The organism is Hydrogenophaga sp., from assembly GCF_031426985.1.
Taxonomy (GTDB): domain Bacteria; phylum Pseudomonadota; class Gammaproteobacteria; order Burkholderiales; family Burkholderiaceae_C; genus Hydrogenophaga.
In genome coordinates, this window is the sequence record NZ_JASJOY010000078.1 from 12,811 (window position 1) to 32,976 (window position 20,166).

General features: G+C 66.1%; 18 protein-coding genes. 9 read left to right on the top strand and 9 right to left on the bottom strand.

Going from position 1 to position 20,166, the window contains the following annotated elements:
• Positions 1-263: 263 nt before the first annotated feature.
• Positions 264-2,696 carry a penicillin-binding protein 1A gene (locus RMP09_RS10185; protein ID WP_310565866.1) on the top strand — a complete coding sequence of 811 codons (2,433 nt, stop codon included), beginning with the start codon at positions 264-266 and terminating at the stop codon, positions 2,694-2,696.
• Here the strand turns inward: RMP09_RS10185 and cyaY are convergent.
• Positions 2,686-3,015: an iron donor protein CyaY gene (cyaY, locus tag RMP09_RS10190; protein WP_310565867.1), complete on the bottom strand. Its 330-nt coding sequence runs from the start codon at positions 3,013-3,015 to the stop codon at positions 2,686-2,688. The two genes, RMP09_RS10185 and cyaY, sit on opposite strands and share 11 nt — an antisense overlap.
• A gap of 58 nt (positions 3,016-3,073) precedes the next feature.
• On the opposite strand from cyaY, the gene lptM reads away from it, so the two are divergent.
• Positions 3,074-3,256 carry an LPS translocon maturation chaperone LptM gene (gene lptM, locus RMP09_RS10195; protein ID WP_310565868.1) on the top strand — a complete coding sequence of 61 codons (183 nt, stop codon included), beginning with the start codon at positions 3,074-3,076 and terminating at the stop codon, positions 3,254-3,256.
• Here lptM and RMP09_RS10200 read toward each other — a convergent pair whose 3' ends face one another.
• The 5 genes from RMP09_RS10200 to RMP09_RS10220 form a co-directional block, all read right to left on the bottom strand.
• The gene (locus RMP09_RS10200) at positions 3,257-3,880 is read right to left on the bottom strand and encodes a protein-methionine-sulfoxide reductase heme-binding subunit MsrQ (protein ID WP_310565869.1); all 624 of its coding nucleotides are present in this window, start codon (positions 3,878-3,880) and stop codon (positions 3,257-3,259) included.
• Complete coding sequence (msrP, locus tag RMP09_RS10205) at positions 3,880-4,887, bottom strand: protein-methionine-sulfoxide reductase catalytic subunit MsrP (protein WP_310565870.1); 1,008 nt, start codon at positions 4,885-4,887, stop codon at positions 3,880-3,882. The genes RMP09_RS10200 and msrP overlap by 1 nt, the downstream gene beginning before the upstream one ends.
• 127 nt (positions 4,888-5,014) lie before the next feature.
• The gene (gene ccsB / locus RMP09_RS10210; RefSeq protein ID WP_310565871.1) at positions 5,015-6,376 is read right to left on the bottom strand and encodes a c-type cytochrome biogenesis protein CcsB; all 1,362 of its coding nucleotides are present in this window, start codon (positions 6,374-6,376) and stop codon (positions 5,015-5,017) included.
• A complete protein-coding gene (locus RMP09_RS10215; RefSeq protein WP_310565872.1) occupies positions 6,373-8,502 on the bottom strand; it encodes a cytochrome c biogenesis protein ResB in 2,130 nt (709 codons plus the stop codon). The genes ccsB and RMP09_RS10215 overlap by 4 nt, the downstream gene beginning before the upstream one ends.
• Before the next feature lie 172 nt (positions 8,503-8,674).
• A complete protein-coding gene (locus RMP09_RS10220; protein ID WP_310565873.1) occupies positions 8,675-9,289 on the bottom strand; it encodes a c-type cytochrome in 615 nt (204 codons plus the stop codon).
• Between the two features lie 100 nt (positions 9,290-9,389).
• Between RMP09_RS10220 and yihA the strand changes: the two genes are divergently transcribed.
• Positions 9,390-10,133 (top strand): ribosome biogenesis GTP-binding protein YihA/YsxC, encoded by a 744-nt coding sequence (yihA, locus tag RMP09_RS10225; protein WP_310565874.1) that lies wholly within the window; start codon positions 9,390-9,392, stop codon positions 10,131-10,133.
• 2 nt (positions 10,134-10,135) lie between these two features.
• On the opposite strand, the gene RMP09_RS10230 is transcribed toward yihA, so the two are convergent.
• The gene (locus tag RMP09_RS10230; protein WP_409559709.1) at positions 10,136-11,062 is read right to left on the bottom strand and encodes a lipid A biosynthesis acyltransferase; all 927 of its coding nucleotides are present in this window, start codon (positions 11,060-11,062) and stop codon (positions 10,136-10,138) included.
• A 25-nt stretch (positions 11,063-11,087) separates the two neighbouring features.
• Positions 11,088-11,933: a lysophospholipid acyltransferase family protein gene (locus RMP09_RS10235; RefSeq protein ID WP_409559712.1), complete on the bottom strand. Its 846-nt coding sequence runs from the start codon at positions 11,931-11,933 to the stop codon at positions 11,088-11,090.
• A gap of 228 nt (positions 11,934-12,161) precedes the next feature.
• Here RMP09_RS10235 and metK point away from each other — a divergent pair, with 228 nt between their 5' ends.
• The 4 genes from metK (at position 12,162) to RMP09_RS10255 (ending at position 17,939) form a co-directional block, all read left to right on the top strand.
• Complete coding sequence (metK, locus tag RMP09_RS10240; RefSeq protein WP_310565876.1) at positions 12,162-13,343, top strand: methionine adenosyltransferase; 1,182 nt, start codon at positions 12,162-12,164, stop codon at positions 13,341-13,343.
• Between the two features lie 258 nt (positions 13,344-13,601).
• Complete coding sequence (locus RMP09_RS10245) at positions 13,602-15,653, top strand: PAS domain S-box protein (protein ID WP_310565877.1); 2,052 nt, start codon at positions 13,602-13,604, stop codon at positions 15,651-15,653.
• Positions 15,654-15,878: 225 nt separating this feature from the next.
• Positions 15,879-17,435 (top strand): methyl-accepting chemotaxis protein, encoded by a 1,557-nt coding sequence (locus RMP09_RS10250; RefSeq protein ID WP_310565878.1) that lies wholly within the window; start codon positions 15,879-15,881, stop codon positions 17,433-17,435.
• A 36-nt stretch (positions 17,436-17,471) separates the two neighbouring features.
• Positions 17,472-17,939 carry an EVE domain-containing protein gene (locus RMP09_RS10255; RefSeq protein ID WP_310565879.1) on the top strand — a complete coding sequence of 156 codons (468 nt, stop codon included), beginning with the start codon at positions 17,472-17,474 and terminating at the stop codon, positions 17,937-17,939.
• An 18-nt stretch (positions 17,940-17,957) separates the two neighbouring features.
• On the opposite strand, the gene RMP09_RS10260 is transcribed toward RMP09_RS10255, so the two are convergent.
• Complete coding sequence (locus RMP09_RS10260; RefSeq protein WP_310565880.1) at positions 17,958-18,236, bottom strand: DUF2277 domain-containing protein; 279 nt, start codon at positions 18,234-18,236, stop codon at positions 17,958-17,960.
• 321 nt (positions 18,237-18,557) lie between these two features.
• On the opposite strand from RMP09_RS10260, the gene RMP09_RS10265 reads away from it, so the two are divergent.
• Positions 18,558-19,394, top strand: a complete 837-nt coding sequence (locus tag RMP09_RS10265) for a DUF2167 domain-containing protein (RefSeq protein WP_310565881.1) — start codon at positions 18,558-18,560, stop codon at positions 19,392-19,394.
• Between the two features lie 6 nt (positions 19,395-19,400).
• Positions 19,401-20,162, top strand: a complete 762-nt coding sequence (locus RMP09_RS10270; RefSeq protein WP_310565882.1) for a hypothetical protein — start codon at positions 19,401-19,403, stop codon at positions 20,160-20,162.
• Positions 20,163-20,166: the final 4 nt, after the last annotated feature.

The window sequence follows — 20,166 nt, forward strand, 5'->3', positions numbered from 1 at the left end:
CCCCAAAAATGGTGGCGCGGATGCGCGCCAGACTTAAGAAATCACTTCAATGCTAGCAGTAAGCCCTTTGTGCAGCAAAGATTTTTTGTCTTTGCAACAAATGGGAACGTTGTCAAAAGCATACGCAAAATCGGGGGCATTCCCCCTTGCAACATCGCTTGCAAACGCCTGGCGTGAACAAGCTCTCACAATAGGCGGACTCACACAGGCGCCATCGCCGCCATCCCGATTTTTATAATCCGCAATTTTCGCTCGCACCTCGCATGTCTTCAGACGATCAAGCCGCCGCCCGTCCATCCGAACGCACCGGCAGTCCGGGCGGGGGCGCTCTTCGGTGGCTGGCGCGGGCGGTGACCACACTGGCGGGCCTGATCGTGGCGGGCTTTGTGGCCTTGTTCCTGGGTCTTGGCATCGCCCTGGCCGTGGCCTACCCCAACTTGCCCGATGTCGCCGACCTGGCGGACTACCGCCCTAAGCTGCCGCTGCGCGTGTTCACGGCCGACGGCCAGCTGATTGGCGAATTTGGTGAGGAACGGCGCAACCTGCTGACCATCAACGAAATTCCCGATGTGATGAAGAACGCCGTGCTGGCGATCGAAGACGCACGTTTCTTCGAGCACAGCGGTGTGGACTACAAGGGCATGATGCGCGCCGCGCTGGCCAACCTGGGTCAGGCCAAAAGCCAGGGGGCGTCCACCATCACCATGCAGGTGGCGCGCAACGTGTACCTGTCGGCCGACAAGACCTACACCCGCAAGATCTACGAGGTGTTGCTCACGTTCAAGCTTGAACACCTGCTGACCAAGGAACAGATCCTCGAGATCTACATGAACCAGATCTTCCTGGGCCAGCGGGCGTACGGCTTCTCGACCGCCGCCCAGACCTACTTTGGCAAACAGCTCAAGGACGTGACGATCGCCGAGGCGGCCATGCTGGCCGGTCTGCCCAAGGCGCCGTCGGCCTACAACCCGGTGAGCAATCCCAGGCGCGCCCGGGTGCGGCAGCTGCATATCATCGACCGGATGCTGGAAAACGGCTTCATCACCGCCGCCGAGGCGCAGGCCGCCAAGACCGAGGAGTTGAAACTGCGGGTGAGCGGCGCGCAGCAACGGGTGCACGCCGAATACGCGGCCGAAATGGTGCGCCAGTCGATGGTGGCGCAGTACGGCGACGAGGCCTACACCCGCGGCCTGAACGTGACCACCAGCCTGCGGGCCAACGAGCAGCAAGCGGCCTACCGGGCGCTGCGCCAGGGGGTGCTGGACTACGAGCGCCGGCAGATTTACCGCGGTCCGGAGCTGTTCATCACCCTGCCGCCGGCCGGCCCGGCGCGCGACGAAGCGGTGGACGAGGCGCTCAACGAGCACCCGGACAGCGACGACCTGCTCTCGGCCGTGGTGCTGGACGCCAACCCGCGCAAAGTGGTGGCGGTGCGCCAGGACGGGGAGCCGTTCGAGATCACCGGTGAGGGCTTGCGCCCGGCCACGTCGGGCCTGTCGGACAAGGCGGGGCCGAACATCAAGATCCGCCCCGGCGCAGTGATCCGGGTGGTCCAACTGGGCGACAAGGGCTGGCGCATCAGCCAGATGCCCGAAGTCGAATCGGCCTTCGTCGCGATGGACCCGCGCAACGGCGCCATCCGGGCCCTGGTCGGCGGCTTCGACTTCCCGACCAGCAAGTTCAACCACGTGACCCAGGCGTGGCGACAGCCGGGCTCCAGCTTCAAACCCTTCATTTATTCGGCCGCGCTGGAAAAGGGCGTGACGCCAATGACAGTGGTCAACGACGCCCCGCTCTTCTACAGTGCGGGCGAGACCGGCGGCAAACCCTGGGAGCCCAAGAACTACGACGGCCAGTTCGATGGCCCGATGTCGGTGCGACGCGCGCTGGCCAAGTCCAAGAACATGGTGTCCATCCGCGTGTTGCAGCTGGTGGGCACCCAGAGCGCGCAGGAATGGGTGACGCGCTTCGGTTTCGACGCCGACAAGCACCCCCCCTACCTGACCATGGCCCTGGGGGCCGGCACGGTCACTCCGATGCAGATGGTCACGGGCTACGCGGTGTTTGCCAATGGCGGCTACCGCGTGACGCCGGAGCTCATCACCAAGGTGACCGAGAGCCGGGGCAAGGTGTTGTACGAAGCGCCCGCTGCCCCGCTGGACGAATCGCGCCGCGCGATCGACGAGCGCAACGCCTTCCTGATGAGCAGCCTGCTGCAGGAGATCACCCGCAGCGGCACCGCCGCGCGCGCGCAGGCGACGCTCAAGCGGCCGGACCTGTACGGCAAGACGGGCACCACCAACGACTCGATGGACGCCTGGTTCGTGGGCTACCAGCCCACCATCGCCGCCGCAGCCTGGGTGGGCTACGACACGCCGCGCAACCTGGGCAGCCGCGAAACCGGTGGGGGGCTGAGCCTGCCGATCTGGATCGATTTCATGGCCGAAGCCCTCAAGGGCGTGCCGGTGAGCGATTACACGCCGCCGGCGGGTGTGATCAACATCGGCGGCGAGTGGTATTTCGAAGAGTACGGCCCGGGACACGGGGTGCGGGGCCTGGGCCTGCGCGACCCCTGGCCCGGCGCCGCAGCCCACAACACAGAGCCTAGCGGCGAGGCCCCAGCGGAGAGCGGGTCTGGCGAGCCGGCGGTGGACAACGCCGACCGCCGCAGCATCCTCGACCTCTTCAAGAACTGAAGGTCAGCGGTAGCCCGGCCTGCTCGCTGGCGTAGCGGCTGAGGTTGGCGAAAAATTCGCCCTGCCCTTTGGTGTCCATCCAGGCCTGACCGTCGTGGCGGTAGTGAAAGCCGCCGGCCCGCGCGGCGAGCCAGACTTCCTGCAGCGGTTTTTGCAGGTTGATGATGATCTGGCTGCGGTTGGCAAAGGTCAGCGTGATCATGCCGCCCACGCGCTGGTTGTCGATGTCGGCATCGGACTCGTCGTTGATGCGATCACAGGCGAGTTCCACCGCGCGCAGCAGCGCCTCGGCGCGGTCCAGGTAGTCGGTGTCGGTCATTAGAATCGTGCGGATGATGGGAACCCGATCAATTCTAGGCGGCTGTGACACCCGCACCATGGCCACTGCTGGCCGCATGGGCATTGCAGCGCTGTGCGTGGGCTGCGCGCTGCTGGTGGGGTGCGGTCAGAAGGGACCGCTGTTCCTGCCGCCGGCTTCGACCGCCCCGAGCGGCCCCGCACCCGCATCGGCGGTGACGCCGGCCACGTCCACCCCTGGCCAGAGCAGCCCCACCCGCTGATCAACCCGCCGTCGCCTGCGACGCCACACGGCGGCGCGCCCAGCGACGCCAGGCCCGCCAGCCCAGCAAGCCGCCCAGCAGGGCGGCGTACACCGCCACCTCCGCAAAGTCCTGCTTGCCGGCGCGCATCCAGAAGAAATGCAGCACCGCCAGCACGGCCACCGCATACGCCGCGCGGTGCAGCGCCTGCCAGCGCGCCGCCCCCAGGGCACGGATGGCGCGGTTGAACGAGGTGAGCGCCAAGGCCAGCAACAACAGCCAGGCCAGCGTTCCGACCAGGATGAAGGGGCGCTTGGGCACATCGGCCACGATGTCGGCCCAGACCCACCCCATGTCGAACCAGGCGTAGGACAGCCAGTGCAGGCTGGCGTAGAAGAACACGAACAACCCCACCATGCGGCGAAAACGTGCCAGCTGCGGCCAGCCCGTCGTCACGCGCAGCGGCGTGATGAGCAGCACCAGCACCAGCGCCCGCAGCGTCCAGTCGCCCAGGGACCGGATCAGCGCCTCGGCCGGATTGGCCCCCAGCTGGTCGGTCGCGGCGGCCCAGAACAGCCAGACCGCGGGCAACAGGCACAGGCCGAAGGCCAGGGGCTTGGCGGCCGGGTGGCCCAGCGCGCGCATCAATAGAACTTCTTGAGGTCCATGCCCGCGTACAGCTGCCCAACCTGCGCTTCGTAGCCGTTGAAACGCTCGGTCTTGCGCCGCTTGGCGAACAGGCCGCCTTCGTCACCCAGCCGGCGTTCGGTGGCCTGACTCCAGCGCGGGTGCGGCACGTCGGGGTTGACGTTGGAATAGAAGCCGTACTCCTGCGGTGCGGCGATGTTCCAGGCGGTCTTGGGTTCTTTTTCGACGAAGCGGATCTTGACCAGCGACTTGCCGCTCTTGAAGCCGTACTTCCAGGGCACGACCAGGCGCACCGGAGCGCCGTTCTGGTTAGGCAGCACCTCGCCATACATGCCGAAGGCCAACAAAGTGAGCGGGTGGCGGGCCTCGTCCATGCGCAGCCCTTCCACATAGGGCCACAGCAGCACGCTGGAGCGCACGCCGGGCATGGTCTCGCGGTCGGCCAGGGTCACGAACTCCACGTACTTCGCGCTGCCCTGCGGCTCCACCTGGCGGATCAGCTCGGCCAGCGAAAAACCGACCCAGGGGATCACCATGGACCAGCCTTCGACGCAACGCAGGCGGTAGATGCGCTCCTCCATGGGCGCGAGCTTCAGCAGGTCGTCGATGCCGTAGGTGCGCGGCTTGTTCACCAGGCCTTCGACCGACACGGTCCAGGGCCGGGTCTTGAGCGTGTGGGCGTGGGCCGCCGGGTCCGACTTGTCGGTGCCGAACTCGTAGAAGTTGTTGTAGGTGCTGGCGTCCGCGTAGCCGGTGGTTTTTTCCATCGTCTGCGCGCCGGGCACGCCCGAACGCACCGCAGGCAAGGCGGCCAGCCGGTTCGGCCGCGCGGTGCCCGCGGCCTGCGCCAACGCGTCGCGCGAAGCCCAGCCGGCCAGCGCGGCCCCGCCCGCCCCCAGCGCGAGGCGCTGCATCCACGCGCGCCGACCGAGGTAGGCGCCCTGGGCCGTGATCTCGCTGGCCAAGGGATGCTGGAAACCGTGGTCGGTGGACCGGATGATCATGGTGCGCTCCTGTTGTTGGCTGTCGGTCGTACGAGGCCGCAGTGTCTTACAAAGTTTCCGCGCATCGGGGCACCCAAAACAAAACACCCCGCCGAAGCGGGGTGTCGTGAACCGGCGTCGACCGCGATCAGAGCTCGCCGTAGCTGTGCAGGCCCGAGAGGAACATGTTCACGCCCAGGAAGGCGAAGGTCGTCACGACCAGACCCACCAGGGCCCACCAGGCGGCCACGGTGCCGCGCAGGCCTTTCATCAGGCGCATGTGCAGCCAGGCGGCGTAGTTCAGCCAGACGATCAGGGCCCAGGTTTCCTTGGGGTCCCAGCTCCAGTAACCGCCCCAGGCTTCGGCGGCCCAGAAGGCGCCCAGCACGGTGGCGATGGTGAAGAAGGCGAAGCCGACCGCGATGGCCTTGTACATCACGTCGTCGAGCAGTTCCAGCGCCGGCAGGCGGGCGGCGATGCGGCGGCGGCCGAACATGATGGTGGCAACGATGAGGGCCGAGATGCCGAAGTAGATGAACCAGTAGCTGCCGCCCTTCTCGGCGGCGGACGTGCGGAAGACGATGGGTTCAAAACACAGCACGATGCCCAGCAACCACAGCGGCGCCAGCTTGTACCAGCGGGTCTCGGCCGCGCTCTGCTTGATCAGGTAGGCAAAGGCCAGCATGGCCGCGATGGCGAAGGTGCCGTAGCCGATGAAGTTGGCCGGCACGTGCAGCTTCATCCACCAGCTTTGCAGCGCCGGCACCAGCGGCTGGATCTGACCCGCCTCGCGCACCACCGCGTACCAGAGCAGAAAACCCACGGCCGCGCTGACCACCAGCATCACGAAGGCGCCCATGGTGCGGGTCTGGTACTGGTCTTCGTAATACAGGTAGAAGGCCGCGGTCATCCAGCAGAACAGCACAAACACTTCGTACAGGTTGCTGACCGGGATGTGGCCGATGCCGACCCCGATCTGGTGGCTTTCGTACCAGCGCACCATGGTGCCCACCAGCGCCAGCGTGACGGCGATCCAGGCCAGGCGCGAGCCCAGCCCTTCGAAGGTGTTGCCGTCTCGGCTGAACATGCCCACCCAGTAGAACAGGGTGCTCATGAAGAACAGCACGCTCATCCACAGAATGGCCGACTGGCTGGAGAGGAAGTACTTGAGCAGGAAGGCCTGGTCGGCACGCGCCAGGTCGGCGGCACCCGCCGGCGTCTGGTAGAGCGCAATGGCCAGCAGCGACAGCACCGCCACCACCACCATCAGCGCGCGCAGCGGTCGCCAGAACCAGCCCAGCCAGATCAGCGAAGGCGCCGCGCCCGCGAGGATCCCCTTGTCGTACACGTCCATGGCTGCGCCGTAGCGCATGAAGGCCCAGGCGGCGCCGGCCAGCACGAGCACGGCGAACAGCCAGTCCCACACATCGCGGCGGGCGAAATAACCGGGCTGCAGGGCACTGGCGTTGTGGCCACGTTTGAGTTCGATGGTCTGGGTGGCGGTGTTCATGGGGTCACCTTCAACAACTGGGTTTTCAGGGTTTCAAACTCTTGATCGGCTTCCATCGTCTTGCGATTGGACGACAGGGCCATGGTGGCCTGGGCGTGGCCTTCGCCCGCCGGCGCCAGCCACACCCACACGCGGCGTTCGCGCACGTAGAGCATGGCAAAAACGCCCACGATCAGCAAGACACAACCCAGGTAGACGATGGTCTGGCCGGGCGCCCGAGCGACCTGGAACACGCTGGCCTGCACGTGCTGGAAGTCCTTGAGCTGGAAGGTCATGGGCGCGGGGTAGTAGAACGAGTCGCTCAGGCTCATGACGGCTCCGCGCATAAAGCCCACCGCCTTGTCGTCGTTGGGCAGCGGCGGCAGACCGGCGCGCTCGCGCCCCACCTGCAGCAACTCGAACAGCGTGCCATTGAGGATGCGCACCAGCACATCGCTGGCGCGCTCGCGCTCGGCTTCGGGCACATTGTTTTCAATGAAGGCCGACACCGCCGGCAGACCGCCCTTGACGGGCGGATCGCCCGGCGTTGCCGCGATGGTCTCGGCACCCGCGAACAGGCCCAGCGCACGGCTGGCCGACTGCTGCAGCGCCTCCGCCAGCTCGGGCTTGCCGCCTTCGACGGCGTTGACCGCATAGCGGCGGATGGCCTGCTCGCGTTGCACCGGGTCGGACAGGGCCGCGCGCATGCGCACGAATTCGTCCAGGCTGTCCTGGTCGTCGGCCGGCACACGCAGGTAACGGAACGGCTCGGACGGGGTCTCGCGCATGCCGAAGAGGAACATGCGCGCACCGTCGATGTCCACCGGCAGCATGTAGTTGTTGTATTCCACCGCCTGGCCGGCCGCGTCGCGCAGCTTGTAGCTGAAGCTCGGACCCACGTTGTGCAGCTTTTTCTCGCTGTTGGTCTTGTGCCCGGCGCCGAGCTGGCTTTCGATGGAGCTGCGCAGGTCCACCGCCCGCACGTCGGCCCCACCGTTGCCGGACGCACCGCCCATGTTCTCGACGTTGATCACGCGCAGACCGGTGTATTCCAGCGTCAGCTTCTGGTCGCCATTGGTCAGAGCAGAAGTGCCACCGATGGTGCCGGACAACTCGAACGGCTTGGCCGGACCGTTGATGGGCACCGCGCGCAGGTTCACGCGCGATCCGCCGTCGTCGAAGCTGGACTGGTAGATGTTGATGCCGCGGTGGCTGGCGGGGTGGTTGACCTCCACCCGCGCGGCTTTCTTCTCACCGGTTTCGTGGTCGTGGATCACGATGTCGCTGGCGAACAGCTTGGGCATGCCGGTGTCGTAGTACTCGACGATGAATTTCTTGAGCTCCACCGAGAACGGCAGGTCCTGCAGCAGCACGCCGTCGGACTGGCTCAGGATCGCGGTGCTGGCGGTGCTGCCCTCGGTCACCAGCAGGTTGCCGCGGAAGGTCGGGTTCCGGGGCGAGAGGCGGTGTTCGGGCTTGACGTCGGCGATCAGGCCGCCACCGCTGAACGACGTCTTGCCGTTGAACCACATCTGCGCGCGCACGATCAGGTCGCCGTCGAGCAGGCCACCGATGCACACCAGCACGATGGCGCTGTGCGCCGCCAGATAGCCCACCTTGTTGGCCGTACCGGCCTTGGCCGCCACCATCCAGCCCTTGCCGGCGGCACCTTCGCGCGACTGCAGTTTGACCTTCCAGCCTGCGCCCAGCAGCGTCTGGCCGATGCGGTGGGCCGCGGCTTCGGGCCCTTCGGCCAGCACGCCTTCCGCGCGGTGCGGGAAGGCCTTGAGGCTCTGCTCGCGGATGTTTTCCTTGTAGGCCTTGAAGTCGGCCAGGATCTTGGGCGTGTTGCGGGCGATGCACAAGCTGGTGCTGGTCACCAGAAAGGCCAGGATCAGCAAAAACCACCAGGCGCTGTAGACGGTGTAGATCTGGGCGCTGCCGAACACCTCGGACCAGAACGGGCCGAACTGGTTGACATAGTTGTTCAGCGGCTCGTGTTGCTTGACCACGGTGCCGATCACCGAGGCGATGCAGATCACCGTGAGCAGCGCGATGGCAAAGCGCATCGAAGACACCAGTTCCACCAACTCGCCAAAGATGCGGGAGCGGGTTGAAACTTGCAGGCCTTGGGTGGAGACAGTCATGAATGCGCCGGAAAAAACAAACAGGGCGGGTCTGGTAGCCAGAACACGCCCTGTTGTGATGCTTGAAAAGCCTGACGGTTCAATGCAAAGCGGTGTCGAAAGCTCGCATTGTGACGTCAAATATTATTAGTGACTTATATCCCCGGACCGGCCGGGGACAAAGCCCGCACGATCAGCGAAGACCGGCGATGTAGTCCGCCACGGCCTTGATTTCGCGGTCGTTCATCTTGGCGGCCACACCCGTCATCTGGGCGTTGTTGTGGCGGGCGCCGTCGCGGAACGCCTTGAGCTGGGCTTCGGTGTAGACGGCTTGCTGGCCAGCCAGACGCGGGTACTGGGCCGGAATGCCGGCGCCGTTGGGGCTGTGGCAGCCCGCGCAAGCGGCGACCTGGCGGTCGGCGATGCCGCCGCGGTAGATGCGCTCGCCCAGGCGGACGGTGTCCTTGTTCTGCGCCACGCCGGTAGCGGCCTTCTGGCTGCCCAGCCAGAAGCCGATGTTGCGCATGTCTTCGTCGGACAGGGCCGAGGCAAAGCCCTTCATGACGGCGTTGTCGCGCTTGCCGGACTTGAATTCCTGCAGTTGCTTAACGAGGTATTCCGGATGCTGCTGGGCCAGCTTGGGGTTCTCGGCGATGGTCGAGTTGCCATCGGCAGCGTGGCAGGCCACACAGACCTGACCGTACGACGCAGCGCCTTTGGCCAGATCGGGTTTGGCCGCCTGGGCCTGGACATTGAACGACAACACAGCGGCGCTGGCCGCGAAGAGCAGAGAGACGGGCAATTTCATGACGGGGCGGCGTCGTGGGCGACGCATCGGTTTGAAGATGTGTGCGGGTTTCTGAGCTGGAACCGATCGATTTTACAATGCCCCACCGGACCCACCCCAAATGACCCACCACCACAAGCCCGCCTCACCCGCACCCCAACGCCCTTCCCGCCCCTCTGCCACGGACACCGCCCATGCGCAGGAGCTCAAGCGTCTGCACGGGTGGCTGCACACGGCGCGCTTCCTGACCACCGCGCCGCAGCTGGAACACCTGCCCGCGCTGGATGTGCCGGAAATCGCCTTTGTGGGCCGGTCCAATGCGGGCAAGTCCACCTCCATCAACACGCTGACACAGCAAAAGCGCTTGGCGTTCGCGTCCAAGACACCAGGGCGCACCCAGAGCATCAACCTCTTTTCACTGGGCAAGCAGGGCGAGACCGACGCGGTGCTGGCCGACCTGCCGGGCTACGGCTACGCCGCCGTGCCGCAGGAGGCCAAGATCCGCTGGCAACGGGTGATGGCCAACTACCTGGTCACCCGTGAAAACCTCAAGGGCGTGGTGCTGCTGTGCGACCCGCGCCTGGGCCTGACCGAACTGGACGAAGCGCTGCTGGACGTGATCCGCCCGCGGGTGCAGGAGGGGCTGAAGTTCCTGATCCTGCTGACCAAGGCCGACAAGCTCACCCACGCCGAGGCGCAGAAGGCCCTGTCCATCGCCCGCCTGCAGTGCGGCGGTGGCGAGGCCCGGCTGTTCTCGGCCCTGAAAAAGCAGGGGCTGGACGAGGTAGCGCAGCTGCTGTGGCAATGGACGCACACGCCCCCCGGCGCCGAAGCCGACGACGCGGAGCCGCCCTCGCTGGACTGAGCTCAGTCGGCGCCGTACAGCGGGGTGTCGCCTGGCGGCCGGGTCTTGAAGCGCTTGTGCACCCAGAAGTACTGCTCGGGCATGATCGCGATCATGTCCTGCAGCAGCGCGTTCATGCGGGCGGTGTCGGCCAGCGGGTCATCGGTCGGGTAGCCCTCCCAGACCGGCAGCACGGTGATGTCGTACCCCTGCGGTGTGAGCCGGCTGATGACCGGCACCACCTGCGCCCGCGCCAGCCGCGCAAAGCGTGAAAGCGACGTGATGGTGGCCGCCGGCACGCCGTAAAACGGCACGAACACCGAGTCGGCGGCGCCGTAGTCCATGTCGGGCAGCAGGTACAGCGGTTCGCCCGCGCGCAAGGCCGCCACCAGCGGCTTGAGGCCCTGTCGGCGCGGCACGATGTGCGCGTCGCCAAAGCGCTGACGGCCTTCCAGGATCCAGCGGTCCACCGACTGGTTCAGCTGCTCGGCGTAAATGGTGCAAAAGCGCCGGTCCAGCTGCGAGGTCAGCGCGGTCCAGCCCGCGTCCAGCCCCACGAAGTGCGGCGCGAAGATCACCGTCGGGGTGTCGCCCGCCAGGGCCGCGACCTCGCCGTCCAGTCGCAGGCGGCGACGCACGGTCTCGGACGCGCCGTGCCAGAGCCAGCTGCGGTCCAGCCAGGCCTGCGCGAAATGCACGAAGTGCTGGAGCACGGCGGCGTGGCGCTGCGCCTCGGACAGATCGGGGAAGCACAGCGCCCAGTTGGTGCGGGCGATGCGGCGCCGCCGGCCGGCCACCGCGTGCAGCGTGCGACCGAACACCCAGCCCAGCCCGCGCACCAGTGGCAGCGGCGCCCGCGCAAGCAGGCGCATCAATCCGAGTCCCAGGGCGTTGCCCCAGCTGTCGGCGATGGGCTTGCGCAGCGATTTCAGACGGGCAGACAGGGTCATGCGGCGGGGCGATGCGGGAGGCGGATCAGGCCGTGGACGCGTCGCCGGGCGCGCGGTGCGTCGCGGGCGACTTGTAGCGGTCGTAGGACCACAGGTACTGGCGCGGGCATTCTCGCACCAGGCTTTCCATGGCCTGGTTGATCTGCCGCGCGGCGGTGGCCGCGTCGCTGGACAAGACACCCCAGGTGGCTTCGTCGTAGCGTCGCACATGGACGCGGTAGCCGCGGCCCCAGGACAGGCGTTCGCCCCAGGCCAGCAGCACCTGGGCGTTGGCCGCGTGGGCCAGGCGGGCCGAGAGCGTCATGGTGTAGGCATCTCGGCCGAAGAACGGCGCCCACACGCCCTGGCCGTCGGGCGGCACCTGGTCGGGCAGCAGGCCCACCACCTCGCCGGCCTTGAGGGCTTTGATCAGTTGCTTGACGCCGGCCAGCGTGGTGGGCGCGGTGCGCAGGCCCGGGCGCTGGCGCGAGTCGGCCACCAGGTCGCGCAGCCAGGGCTGGCGCGCCGGGCGGAACAGCACCGTCATGGGCTGGCGCGCACCAAACCGCTGCGCGTAGGCCTGGGCCGTGATCTCGAAACAGCCCAGGTGCGGGGTGAGGAACAGCACGCCGCGCCCCTGCGCCTGCGCGGCCCCGATGCAGTCGGCCCCGTCCCAGTCCACCGCCACCGGGCGACCCAGCCAAAGGCGCGGCAGCTCGGCCACCAGCTTGCCGGCCTCGCCGACCGAGGCCAGGACAGTGCCGCGGGCCACACCGGCCAGGCGGGCATGGGCCAGCAGGCGGCGGCGGTAACGGCCCGAGCCGAGGAAGCTCAGCCAGCCCAGCCCCCAGCCCAGCGCGTGCAGCAGCGCCAGCGGCAGGACCGAAAACATGCGGAAGAGAAACTGGACGAAAGACGTCACGGGATGTGGGGGTTTTACAGGGCGATCTGCGGGCGAAAAACGGGCTTGTTCGGCTTGGTCCTGTGGCTGCGACGGGTTTAAAATCCCCCCATCGCCGAGTTACAGAACTAATTGCGGGGCGATTCACAAATCCCGCTAAAGCGTTCGCCGAACTCCTCAGACCGGCAACGCCGCTCAATCCACTTGGAGTTTATCTACATGGCGAACGACTTCCTCTTCACGTCCGAATCCGTCTCCGAAGGCCACCCCGACAAGGTCGCCGACCAGATCTCGGACGCCATCCTCGACGCGATCTTCGAACAGGACCCGCGCAGCCGCGTGGCCGCTGAAACCCTGACCAACACCGGTCTGGTGGTGCTGGCAGGCGAAATCACCACGCAGGCCAACGTGGACTACATCCAGGTGGCGCGCGACACGATCAAGCGCATCGGCTACGACAACACCGAGTACGGCATCGACTACAAGGGTTGCGCCGTGCTGGTGGCCTACGACAAGCAGTCGAATGACATCGCCCAGGGCGTGGACCACGCCAGCGACGACCACCTGAACACCGGCGCCGGCGACCAGGGCCTGATGTTCGGCTACGCCTGCGACGAAACGCCCGAGCTGATGCCCGCGCCCATCCACTACGCGCACCGCCTGGTCGAGCGCCAGGCCCAGCTGCGCAAGGACGGCCGCCTGCCCTTCCTGCGCCCGGACGCCAAGAGCCAGGTGACCATGCGCTATGTGGACGGCAAGCCGCACAGCATCGACACCGTGGTGCTGTCCACCCAGCACAGCCCGGACCAGAGCGAGACCTCCACCAAGATGAAGGACAGTTTCATCGAGGCGGTGATCGAGGAAATCATCAAGCCGGTGCTGCCCAAGGAATGGCTGCAGAACACGCGCTACCTGGTCAACCCGACCGGCCGTTTCGTCATCGGCGGCCCGCAGGGCGACTGTGGCCTCACGGGCCGCAAGATCATCGTCGACACCTACGGCGGCGCCTGCCCGCATGGTGGTGGCGCGTTCTCGGGCAAGGACCCGTCCAAGGTGGACCGTTCGGCCGCCTACGCCGCGCGCTACGTGGCCAAGAACGTGGTGGCCGCCGGCCTGGCTCGCCAGTGCCAGGTGCAGGTGGCCTATGCCATCGGCGTGGCCAAGCCCATGAACATCACGGTCTACACCGAAGGCACGGGCGTGATCCCCGATGACGAGATCGCCAAGCTGGTGGAAGCCCATTTCGACCTGCGACCCAAGGGCATCATCCAGATGCTGGACCTGCTGCGCCCGATCTACAGCAAGACCGCCGCCTACGGCCACTTCGGCCGCGAAGAGCCCGAGTTCACCTGGGAAAAGACGGACAAAGCGGCGGCACTGCGCGCGGCCGCCGGGCTGTAAGCCCGCAGAGCGTCAGCGAGGTATCCGGCTTTCGGCGAAGCCAAAAGACGGACAAAGCGGCGGCACTGCGGGAAGCGGCCGGCCTCAAGTAAGCGTTCACCAACCCGTCAAAGCCCCTGCGCGCAAGCCAGGGGCTTTTTTGTGCTCTTTTCCCGCGTTGACCATGGGGTCGAGCACTGAATTTTGGGCGCCGCCGGCCGATAGTGAGGGGACGAGTTATTTCGCCTGCCGTCGCAGGCCCGATCTGGAGCCCTCTACATGGACCACACGCCCGACCTGGAAGCCCTGGTGGCCCAGCGCACGCACGAGCTGCAACAAGCCCTGGACCGCGCCCAGGCACTGTACGACCACGCGCCCTGCGGTTACCTGTCGCTGGATGCGGAGCTGCGTTTTGTCAACGTCAACCAGACCCTGCTGAACTGGCTGGGCTACACGCGCGAGGAACTGATCGAGCATCGCACCCTGTTCGAGCTGATCGATCCGGCGCTGAGCGAGACCATCACCCGCCGCATCCGGGCCTTGCAGCGCGACGAGCAGACCGATGGCCTGGAGATCGAGGTGCGCCGCAAGGATGGCAGCCGCATCCAGCTGCTGGCCTCGTCCACCGCGGTGTGCGACGCCAAGGGCCAGTTTCTGCACAGCAACACCACGCTGGTGGACATCAGCGAACGCAAGGCGACCGAACGGCGCCTGAGTGCGCATGAAAGCTTCCTGCAGACCATCACCGACCGCATCCCGGTGCACCTGGCCTATTACGACAAGGACCTGGTGTGCCGCTTCGTCAACCGCGCACACGCTCTGGGCAACGGCAAGCTCCCGCACGAAATGATCGGCGAGCCACTGGCCCAGGTGGTGCCGCCCGATCTGCTGCCCGACATCCTGCCGCACGTGGCCGACGCGCTCAACGGCCAGCCGCAGACGTTTGAAGTCGAACGCCCCGGGCCGGGCGAGGAACGCAGCTACTACGAGATCCACTACATCCCGGACCAGCAGAACGGACAGGTCGAAGGCATCTTCATCGAGTTGCACGACATCACCGATCGCAAGCGCACCGAAGAGTTCGTGCTCGAAGCCAACCGGGACCTGGAAGAGCGCGTGCGCGAACGCAGCGCCGAGCTGTTCCTGAGCGAGCAGCGCTACCGCCTGATGGTGGACGCGGTGCAGGACTACTGCGTGTACTTCGTGGACGAAAACGGGCTCGTCACCGAATGGACCGAAAGCGCCCAGCGCCTGCACGGCCACCGCCGCCAGCAGATCGTGGGCAAGCCTTACCGCCTGCTGCTGGCCTCGAACAATGCCGGCGAAGACGAGGTCGACCCCGAGCAGGTGATGCGCCTGGCCAAGGCCCATGGCCAGTGGGAAACGCGCGGCTGGCGCCTGCGCGACGACGGTTCGCGCTTCTGGGCCCACACCGTGCTGACCGCGCTGCGCAACGAAACGGGTGAACTGCAGGGCCTGTCCAGCATCACCCGCGACATGACCGCCGCCAAGAGCCTGGAGGACGTGATGAACGACCTCAACAAGGAACTGGAAAAGCGCGTGGCCGAACGCACCCAGCAGCTGGTGGCCGCCAACAAGGACCTGGATGTGTTCTCGCACATGGTCTCGCACGACCTGCGCGCGCCGCTGCGCCACATCGCCAGCTTCCTCGCGCTGCTGCAGGAACAGCTGGGCGAGTCCAGCGACAAGCTGGTCAACCAGTACCTGGCCTCCATCGCCAAGGCCAGCAAGCGCATGAGCCTGATGATCGAAGGCCTGCTGGAGTACGCCCGCCTGGGCCGCGTGGCGATCGAATCGCAACCGGTGCCGCTGACGCCGCTGATCGAAGGCGTGATCGGTCACCTCAAGCAGGAACACCCGGGCCGGGACATCACCTGGACGGTGGAAGAGGACCTGCCCGTGGTGCGTGGCGACGCCATGCTGCTGGCCGAGGTGTTCACCAACCTGCTGGAAAACTCGGTCAAGTACACCCGCACGCACGCGAGCGCGCACATCGAGGTGGGCTGGCGCGTCAACCCGGTGGGTGGGCGCACCTTCTATGTGCGCGACGACGGCGTCGGATTCGACCTGGAAAAAGCGCACAACCTGTTCGTCATGTTCCAGCGCCAGCACCATTCGATGGACTTCGAAGGCACCGGCACCGGCCTGGCGCTGTCGCAGCGCATCATCGAACGGCACGGCGGCCGCATCTGGGCCGAGACCGCCCCGGGCCAGGGCTGCGTCTTCTACTTCACCCTGCCCTTTGACGGCATGGAACCCGAACCCAAACTGGACTTTCCGCAGTCCTCGATGGCCGAGCTGCCGCTCTGATACGCCCGCGCGGCCAGCCCCCCCGGGGTTCACGTGAACGGTGGCAACACCGGCGCGTGAACCCCGATCTTTTTGGGGCGACGGCTCATGGCCTGGAGGCCTTCGCCGCGCAGCCTCCTAGCTCCGATGGATCGCCGACCTCGTTCTTCCGGCGTATTCAGACCCCCTGCCCGCGCGCCGATCTCCAACCATCAGGCCGTGGTGTTCACGGACCAGGAGTAGGTCATGGGTTGGGTTGCCAGATGGCGCATCGGAGCGCGGCTTGCGATGGGTTTTGGATTGTTGCTGCTGCTCATCGCGGCGCTGATCGGTTCGTCCTACCGTTCGCTGCAGGACATCGGCGAAGAGAACCGCCAGTTGCTCGAACAGGAGCTGGTGAAAGTGGCCACGGTCTCGGTGATCGACACGGCCACCCGGGCCAACGGCCTGGCCACGGCCGAGCTGCTGCTGGTGGCGCCTCAGCAGGTGCCCGAGGTGCAGGCCCGCATCAACGCCAACCGCGTGCGCATCGACGAGGCCCTCCTGACGCTGGACCGGCTGGTCACACGCCCCGAGGGTCGGGCCGCGCTGGCCCAGCTGCGCACCGCGCGCGCCGCCTACGTGACCTCGTTTTCGAAGATCCCGCCCCTGGTGCTGGCCGGTCAGCTGGAGCAGGCCCGCCAACAGGTGCGCGACGACGCCCTGCCCGCCCTGGGCCGGCTGCAGGCCCCCATCGACGCGCTGCGCCAACTGCAGGAGGTGCTGGCGCAGGCACACGGCCAGGCGGTGACCGAGGGCATCGGCGACGCGCGCACGCTGCTGGTCGTGCTGGGCACGGCCGCCCTGCTGCTGGGCTGCGTGGCGTCGGTGGTGCTCGCCCGCAGCATCGTGCGCCCGCTGCGCCACGGGGTCGCCATGGCCGACCGCATCGCCGCCGGCGACCTGACCCAACCCATGAACACCCAGGGCCACGACGAAGTGGCCGACCTGTTGCGCGCGCTGGACACCATGCAGGCCAGCCTGCGCCGGCTGGTGGGGCAGGTGCACCAGGGCGTGGAACACGTGGGCTCGGCCTCGACCCAGATCGCCAGCGCCAACACCGACCTGAGCGGCCGCACCGAAGCCCAGGCCAGCGCGCTGGAGCAGTCGGCCGCGTCGATGGAGGAACTGACCAGCACCATCAGCCTCAACGCCGCAACCGCGCAACAGGCCCGCACGCTGGCCATGCGCGCCTCGGACACCGCCGAAGCCGGCGGCGAGACGGTGGGCTCGGTGGTGCGCATCATGCGCGGCATCGACGCCTCGTCCCAGCGCATCGGCGAAATCATCGGCGTCATCGACGGCATCGCGTTCCAGACCAACATCCTCGCGCTCAACGCGGCGGTGGAAGCTGCGCGGGCCGGTGAGCAAGGCCGGGGCTTCGCCGTCGTCGCGTCGGAGGTGCGGGCGCTGGCCGGCCGCTCGGCCGAAGCCGCGCGGCAGGTCAAGCAGCTGATCGCGGCCAGCCAGGAACAGGTGGGGACGGGCACCGAGCTGGCCGACCGCGCCGGCCAGGCCATGAACGACGTGGTGCACGAGATCAAGCGCGTGAGCCAGCTGGTGGTGGACATCGCCGGCGCCATGCAGGAACAAAGCGCGGGCGTGTCGCAGGTGGGCGCGGCCATCGCCCAGCTGGACCAGGCCACCCAGCAGAACGCCGCGCTGGTCGAAGAAACCGCCGCCGCCTCGCAGAGCCTGGACGAACAGGCGCGCCATCTGGTGGCGTCGGTCGCGCAGTTCCGCATCACCGCCATGCCGGCCTGAGCCACAACGCCGGCCCGCGCCGATAAGATCGGCTGCATGACCTCGTACTGGCTGATGAAGTCCGAGCCCGAAGAGTGCTCGATCGACGACGCGCTGGCCGCCCCCGGCGCCACCGTGCCCTGGACCGGCGTGCGCAACTACCAGGCGCGCAACTTCATGCGCGACGCCATGCGGGTGGGCGACGGCGTGCTGTTCTACCACTCCAGCTGCGCCGAACCGGGCATCGTCGGCCTGGCGCGTGTGGCCTCGGGCACCCGGCCCGACCCCACGCAGTTCGACCCCGCTTCGCCCTACTTCGACCCCAAGTCGCCACCGGACCAGCCGCGCTGGCTGCTGCTGGACGTGCAGGCGCTGACGAAGACGCGCCTGATTGGCCTGCCCGAGTTGCGCGCCACGCCCGAGCTGGCCGAGATGGGGGTGCTGCAGCGCGGCAGCCGGCTGTCGATCACGCCAGTGAGCGAAGCGCACTGGCGCTTCATCACCGAGCAGATGCTCGGCGGCTGAAGACCGCCAGGTGCTGCTTCAGTCGCGCGGTGCGGCAAAGCGCAGCGCCGAACGCTCCTTGGCCTTCATCGCCTCGACCTCGCGGTTCTTCGGCTCGGCGTTCGTCACCATCGAGCGGATCAGCCGACGCGCCGATTCCGCCACCTCCTCCACCGCCCGCTCAAAAGCTTCTTCATTGGCCTTCGACGGCACGCTGAAGCCGCTGAGCTTGCGCACGAACTGCAGCGAAGCGTCGCGGATTTCCAGCTCGCTGGCGGGTGGCTCGAAGTTGAACAGGGTCTTGATGTTGCGGCACATGGGTCTTGGCTCCTGCGACAGATGGCGCGATGGTACGAAGCCTCGAACTGGATTCGATGCTTGTGCTGTTGCATACCGGCGACACGCCGATTGCACCGATCAATGTGACCCATTGTCAGGGCACCACCCGCGTGTTGGTCAGCGACCATAGAGCAGAACAGATAGCTTTGACCAGATGGCCAGCAACGGTCAATCGTTCATCAATTTGACGTTTTGGCTGATCTACAATTCTCTTGAAAAACACATTCAGCGTTCACGATCAAGGCATGTGGTGCTTGGTCTGATTGACTGAATTTCAATCAAGTTTCAAGGAGGAATTTCATGCGCAAAATCTTGTGGGTACTGGGCCTTGCTTTGAACCTCGCCTATGGCGTCGCTGCAGCCCAAGATGGCGCCGCAGCCAGCGAGTCGGCAAAACAGATCGCGGCCTTGGGTTGGCATGAGCCTGGAAAAACGGGCCAAATCGGCAGCCAGGCCACTTTCAAAGCCTCCGAACGCTACACCTTCCTGAACGCCGCCGACACCGACAAGTTTTTGCAGCTCAATGGCAACCCGCCACAGAAAGACTCGTACACCATTGCGGCGACCAAATCCGATTGGTTTGGCGTCTTGTCGTTTGAACCCGAAGGCTATGTCAAGGACGACGAAAAAATTGATGCAGACGCCCTGCTGAAGACCCTCAAAGCCAGCAACGAAGAAAGCGCCAAAAGAAGAAAAGAGCAGGGATATTCGGCGCTCAGCCTCGAAGGCTGGGCGATTCCGCCGCGCTACGATGAGAAAAATAGGCGGTTGGAATGGGGCACGCAATTGCGCGATGAAACCTCAGGCGACTTGATCGTCAACGTCTCGACCAAGATACTGGGCCGCAGCGGCTATACCACGGCGATTTTGGTCACCACCCCCAAGACAGTGGAACAGGATCTGGCGGATTTCAAAGTTGCGCTGAGCGATTTTGAATACGTGAGCGGTGAGAAATACAGCGATTGGAAGCAAGGCGACAAAGTCGCCGCCTACGGGCTGGGTGCCCTGGTGCTGGGAGGCGCGGCCGCAGCGGCGGCGAGCAAAGGCGGATTCAAGGCCATTGGCATCGCCATCTTGGCCGGGCTTGCCGCTCTGTGGGGGGCGATCAAGCGCTTCTTCTCCCGCAACAAAGACTGAACCTGCGTGCCCAACGAGATTGCCCTGTTCTGGCTGGTGGCCGCGGGGTTTTTCTTGTTTGACAACCTGGTCTTTGTGCCTGCGGGCCACGATATGCTGCGCTTTGGACGCAAGGGTCGGCTGCGTTACTCGGCCCACAAGCGCCTGGAGGCCAGCGGCCGTGAGGTGGTGCTGCTCAATCCTTTGAATCTGTTTGACCGGGGCGTGCTCACCACCCACTGCCTGGGTGACCTGCGACCCGCCGCTTGGCGTACGGGTCAGCGTCAGGTGCGACGGGCTCTGCCTGCGCTCAATGCGTTTTCTTGGCTGGGCAGCACCTACTTGGTGATAGCGCTGGTGTTGGCCTGGGCTTCGTTCCGAACCGATTTCAGCCTCTGCTTGCTGGCACTCATCCTGGCACACGCCGTGTTCTGGCTGATCGGGCTGGGCCTGCTTCTGCGGCGACGCCACGACCTCCATCTGAGTGGTCATGAGGTGTTTGTCTTTGCCGCAGAAGCTTTGTTCGTGCCCGCCTACCTGATGAACATGGGGCGGCGTTTGGTATCGCGCAAAAAGCTGGATATGCCGGCCCTGGGTGTGGGTCTGCACCAACTCAAACGGCTGGCAGTGGGCAGTGTTCAGCGCGAGCTTCTGGTGTATCAACTGCGCGAGCGCTTGGCTACGCTGGAAACCAATCTGGGTCTTGAGCTGGACGACACGCCGACGTCATCTTCGCACTCGCAACAACAGCAATGGATACAGAAAGCCCGCTCCTGCCTGACAGGCTGAGCCT

Excerpts from the sequence above, each read along its gene's own strand:
- RMP09_RS10185 (WP_310565866.1), top strand. The coding sequence starts at position 264 with ATGTCTTCAGACGATCAAGCCGCCGCCCGTCCATCCGAACGCACCGGC.
- cyaY (WP_310565867.1), bottom strand. The coding sequence starts at position 3,015 with ATGACCGACACCGACTACCTGGACCGCGCCGAGGCGCTGCTGCGCGCG.
- lptM (WP_310565868.1), top strand. The coding sequence starts at position 3,074 with ATGGCCACTGCTGGCCGCATGGGCATTGCAGCGCTGTGCGTGGGCTGC.
- RMP09_RS10200 (WP_310565869.1), bottom strand. The coding sequence starts at position 3,880 with ATGCGCGCGCTGGGCCACCCGGCCGCCAAGCCCCTGGCCTTCGGCCTG.
- msrP (WP_310565870.1), bottom strand. The coding sequence starts at position 4,887 with ATGATCATCCGGTCCACCGACCACGGTTTCCAGCATCCCTTGGCCAGC.
- ccsB (WP_310565871.1), bottom strand. The coding sequence starts at position 6,376 with ATGAACACCGCCACCCAGACCATCGAACTCAAACGTGGCCACAACGCC.
- RMP09_RS10215 (WP_310565872.1), bottom strand. The coding sequence starts at position 8,502 with ATGACTGTCTCCACCCAAGGCCTGCAAGTTTCAACCCGCTCCCGCATC.
- RMP09_RS10220 (WP_310565873.1), bottom strand. The coding sequence starts at position 9,289 with ATGAAATTGCCCGTCTCTCTGCTCTTCGCGGCCAGCGCCGCTGTGTTG.
- yihA (WP_310565874.1), top strand. The coding sequence starts at position 9,390 with ATGACCCACCACCACAAGCCCGCCTCACCCGCACCCCAACGCCCTTCC.
- RMP09_RS10230 (WP_409559709.1), bottom strand. The coding sequence starts at position 11,062 with ATGACCCTGTCTGCCCGTCTGAAATCGCTGCGCAAGCCCATCGCCGAC.
- RMP09_RS10235 (WP_409559712.1), bottom strand. The coding sequence starts at position 11,933 with ATGTTTTCGGTCCTGCCGCTGGCGCTGCTGCACGCGCTGGGCTGGGGG.
- metK (WP_310565876.1), top strand. The coding sequence starts at position 12,162 with ATGGCGAACGACTTCCTCTTCACGTCCGAATCCGTCTCCGAAGGCCAC.
- RMP09_RS10245 (WP_310565877.1), top strand. The coding sequence starts at position 13,602 with ATGGACCACACGCCCGACCTGGAAGCCCTGGTGGCCCAGCGCACGCAC.
- RMP09_RS10250 (WP_310565878.1), top strand. The coding sequence starts at position 15,879 with ATGGGTTGGGTTGCCAGATGGCGCATCGGAGCGCGGCTTGCGATGGGT.
- RMP09_RS10255 (WP_310565879.1), top strand. The coding sequence starts at position 17,472 with ATGACCTCGTACTGGCTGATGAAGTCCGAGCCCGAAGAGTGCTCGATC.
- RMP09_RS10260 (WP_310565880.1), bottom strand. The coding sequence starts at position 18,236 with ATGTGCCGCAACATCAAGACCCTGTTCAACTTCGAGCCACCCGCCAGC.
- RMP09_RS10265 (WP_310565881.1), top strand. The coding sequence starts at position 18,558 with ATGCGCAAAATCTTGTGGGTACTGGGCCTTGCTTTGAACCTCGCCTAT.